Origin of the sequence: Roseateles flavus (assembly GCF_039872765.1) — a bacterium.
Taxonomy (GTDB): Bacteria; Pseudomonadota; Gammaproteobacteria; order Burkholderiales; family Burkholderiaceae_C; genus Roseateles_B; species Roseateles_B flavus.
The window spans coordinates 1-4,295 of record NZ_JBDPZC010000033.1 but is presented as its reverse complement, the minus strand read 5'-3'; the positions used below and the strand labels follow the sequence as shown (position 1 = coordinate 4,295).

Sequence of the window (4,295 nt, the reverse complement as noted above, 5' to 3'; positions counted from 1 at the left end):
GTGCAGCGGGAGCACAGGAACGCGCATGTGGTGATCGTGGGGGGTGACGATGTCAGCTATGGGGCGAGGCCCAAGGACGCGAAGAACTGGCGGGAAAAGATGCTGGCCGAGGTGGGGAGCCAGCTCGACCCCACGCGCACGCATTTCATGGGCAAGCTCCCCTATGCGGACTACAAGCGGGTGCTGCAGGTGTCGTCAGCGCATGTGTATTTGACCTACCCGTTTGTGTTGAGTTGGTCGTGTCTGGAAGCGATGGCGACGGGGTGCTATGTGGTGGGGTCAGATACGGCGCCGGTGAGGGAGGTGTTGGATCCGGGAGCGGAAGGGCCCCGTGGGATGTTGGTGGATGGGCTCAAGCCGGAGGCAGTAAGGGGCGGTCTAGCGCAAATGCCGATCTTTAGTCAAGGCTCTGGAGACCAGCAACTGCGATCGGTTGCTGCTGCAAGAAAATATGGGAAAACTTTCTCCAAAATTTCGATGTGCTGATTAAATTTTCCGTGAATTTAATTAATTGGTGGTGATGTGAGATACATATTTTGTCTGTTGCTTGCTTTTTGTGCGCCCAGCTGCTTGTCGGCTGGCGATGCGGACCGTTCGGCACCGAATGCCGTGCTCAGAGAGCTTATAAAGATTGGCAATCTAAAAGGCGTGCCCAGTCGATTGTTCTTTGAGGATTTGTTCGGATTGCCTGTTGACTGCGGCTTCGATCCTGGAAAGTTCGAGGGTTCTATTCCACGTTCTCAGGAATGTGATGTGGAGGTGGGGCGGCACAAGTATCGAGTGAGCTGGCAGGCTGTCTTTTCCGAGAGGCGAAGGTATTATCAGTATTCCGGCGTACGAATTAATTTTCTCTATAAATCCAATGTGCCTGTATATCTGCAAGAGATGTACCGTGAGATGGTGGGATGGAATTCAATTTTTGGAAATCATCAAAGTAAATTCTATCGAACGCCCTGTGGGACTTTTGAATCAAAGGTTGATGGGACTGGTGGGTGGGGCTTTTCTCTGGAAATTGAATCAGAAAGAAAGGGCTATCAATGTACCGAAACGTTGCGGGGATTTCAGTTTAACTATGGTGTTGACATGGAGGGTGATGTAAATGGCGCTTGAGACACCACTTGAATTTCTTCAGAGGCTGCTCGATGGAGCGGAAACTGAGTATGAACGGCAATACATTCGGGCGTTGATCGCGGAGCTCAAAGAATGGCCAATTAAAGTAATTTGGGGTCCGCCGGGTCAGGGTTCTGAAACGTACCCGGATAGGGCTGGAAACTTTCTAATTAAAATACGACCAGATCAGAGCGATAGCCGAATGCTGGCCGATTTTTCTCATGAAATCGGTCATGCGCTGTTCAGATCTTATAAAAGGCTGGAACTAGATCGCGCTGAATCGAATAAGGATCTTGCGGGGCTGGTGGATGCGATTGCTAGTCGAGAGGCTATTGCTGTTGCATTTCAATATACTTCTGGCTTGTCGGGTCCGGGTGAAATGGGGTATATAAGCTATCGGGAAGCGGAGAGGATATATATTGAGACGGCTTCGAAAATGATGGCGGGAGAAAATTACCGTTCATTCATGGAAAGGCTGGCGGCTGCATATAGGCGGCAAATGGGGAAGCAGCCGAATACTATGCGAGATATTCAAGTGCGGGCGCTTGAGTACTTGAATGGTCATAAGCCTGCTGAAAAGAACGTTCAGGCGATGCCAGAAACGGCTGTTGAAACTGATCTGTATGACACAGACGGCGATATTTCGCTTCCTGATGACAACGGAGCGGGCGGATCAGACGGCGATGGCGGATCAGACGGCGATGGCGGCACGGACGGCGATGGCGGCACGGGCGGCGATGGCGGCACGGGCGGCGATGGCGGCACGGGCGGCGATGGCGGCACGGGCGGCGATGGCGGCACGGACGGCGATGGCGGCACGGGCGGCGATGGCGGCACGGGCGGCGATGGCGGCACGGGCGGCGATGGCGGCACGGGCGGCGATGGCGGCACGGGCGGCGATGGCGGCACGGGCGGCGATGGCGGCACGGGCGGCGATGGAGGTTCGGGCGGCGACGGCGGCTCGGATGGCGATGGCGGCTCGGACGGCGATGGCGGTTCGGGCGGCGACGGCGGTTCGGGCGGCGACGGCGGCTCGGGCGGTGATGGCGGCTCGGGCGGTGATGGCGGCGCAGGCGCTGGCAGCGGTGCCGGTGGCGCTGGGGGCGGGCATGGCTCCGCTGGCGGTACAGGCGCGGGCGGCGCAGGAGCGGGCTCTGCCGGAGGTACGCCCCCTCGCAGGGATCCTTTGGTGCTGGATCTGGATGGTGACGGCATTGAAACCACCGGCACCAGGACGGGCGCCATGGTCCTCTTTGATCATGATGGTGACGGAGTCAAGACCGGCACGGGCTGGGTGCTGCCTGACGACGGCTGGCTGACACTGGATCGCAATGGCGACGGTGTCATCAACTCCGGGCGCGAACTCTTTGGCGTTGATACGCTCAAGAAAGATGGAAAGCTCGCCACGGATGGCTTTGATGCTCTCGGTGATCTGGATGACAACGGCGATGGGAAGATCGATGCGCTTGACGCAGCTTTCGGCCAGCTGAATGTCTGGCGCGACTTAAATCAGGATGGCGTGAGCCAGGCTGAAGAACTGGTCGGTCTGGCCTCCCTGGGTATTTCTTCAATCGGGGTCAATCCCAAGGCAGTTCGAGTCGATCTCGGCAACGGAAATATTCAAACTGCGGCCGGCATCTTCACTCGCACTGATGGTGCCGCCGGGGTGGCGGGCGAAACCAACGGTGCGGCGGCCAACCTGGATTTGTTGGTCAATACTTTCTATCGAAAGTTCACTGACCGCATTCCTCTTACAGATCTGGCCAAGCGCCTCCCGTCGCTTCGCGGTTCCGGACGGGTGCGGGATCTCAATGAGGCTGTGAGCCTGTCTCCTGAACTTGGTCGATTGCTTGGCGAATACTCCCGGCTGGCTGCCAAGGGGATGCAGGCGGATCGCCTGGACGCTTTGCTGGAATCCTGGGCCAAGACGTCTGACCTCCAGCCGCTAAAGAGCCAGGCGGAAGCGCTGGCTTCGCGCGGTGTCAAGCTCGCCTACAACTTGGCAGGACTCGCCGCAGGCACCCCGGCATATGAGGAATTCCTGCGCAAACTTGGCGTGGTCGAGCGATTCATGGGGTTTACCTATGGTGGTGCCGGCGGACAGCCGCGATTCACCGCGTTGACCGGTAGCGAAGGACGGATGAGCGTCACGCTGTCGGCGGAGCAGGTGGCTAACATCAGCCTAGCCTACGAGCGCTTCAAGACGGACGTGTACGAATCACTGCTGCTGCCGACCCGGTACGCCAGCTTCCTTGTCGATCCTGCCAAGAAGGATGGACGCTATGACTACGCGCGTTTGCAGGCCTTCTTTGATGCCTACATTGAGGTGTACCCCTTAGACGGCATCGTCGCGCTGACGGAGTTCATCAGCGCCTTCGGCGAGAAGAACGCGTTGTTGCAAGGGTGGGACAGCATTGCATACCTGCATGCCAAGTTGGATGCCATTCCCGACGCTTCCTGGGGCAGTGCATTCACGGAAGAGCTGAGCAGTTGGACTGTGCGTTTCGCCTCAGCGGCCGACGGCAACCTCGTCGGTGGTTCGCGGCCCGACCTGATGGTGGGCAATGATCAAGACCAATCCATTGACGGGCGCGACGGCAATGACGTGCTGTCGGGTGGCAACGGCAACGACACCGTCCTGGGCGGCAACGGCTCTGATCTGCTGACCGGCGATCAGGGGAATGACGTCCTGTTCGGCGGCAATGACGACGACACGCTGGACGGAGAGGCAGGCAATGACACTCTGGGCGGTGGCTTTGGCGCTGACACCTTGAACGGTGGCGAAGGAGCCGATGCGCTGTATGGCGACGACGGCGACGACGTGCTGCAGGGCGGCACCGGTAATGACACGCTGGACGGTGGTCTTGGCAAGGACACCTTCGTCTTCGCCTCCGGCTTCGGCCAGGACGTGCTGAACGAGAACGACGGCAGCGGTGGCCGCTGGGACGTGGTCAAGTTCACCGACCTGACCAGCACGGACCTGAAGAGCTTCGAGCGCGTGGGCAGCCATCTGCTGATCACCTTCAAGACGGGCGACAGCCTGAGCCTGACCAATTTCTACGGCAGTGATGCGTGGTGGCAGGGCAAGATCAACCAGATCCAGTTTGCCGACGGTGTGAGCTGGGACCAGGCAGCGATCAAGGCCAAGACGGTGACGCAAGGCACCTCGGGCAACGACAGCATCC

3 protein-coding genes are annotated in these 4,295 nt (G+C 58.7%); all 3 read left to right on the top strand.

The window, feature by feature from the left end:
- Positions 1 to 486: glycosyltransferase (locus tag ABDJ40_RS24530; RefSeq protein ID WP_347613715.1), on the top strand; the 486-nt coding region annotated here is incomplete at its 5' end.
- 36 nt (positions 487 to 522) lie between these two features.
- Complete coding sequence (locus ABDJ40_RS24525) at positions 523 to 1,110, top strand: hypothetical protein (protein ID WP_347613714.1); 588 nt, start codon at positions 523 to 525, stop codon at positions 1,108 to 1,110.
- 202 nt (positions 1,111 to 1,312) lie between these two features.
- A partial coding sequence (locus ABDJ40_RS24520) for a calcium-binding protein (protein WP_347613712.1) occupies positions 1,313 to 4,295 on the top strand: 2,983 nt, incomplete at its 3' end.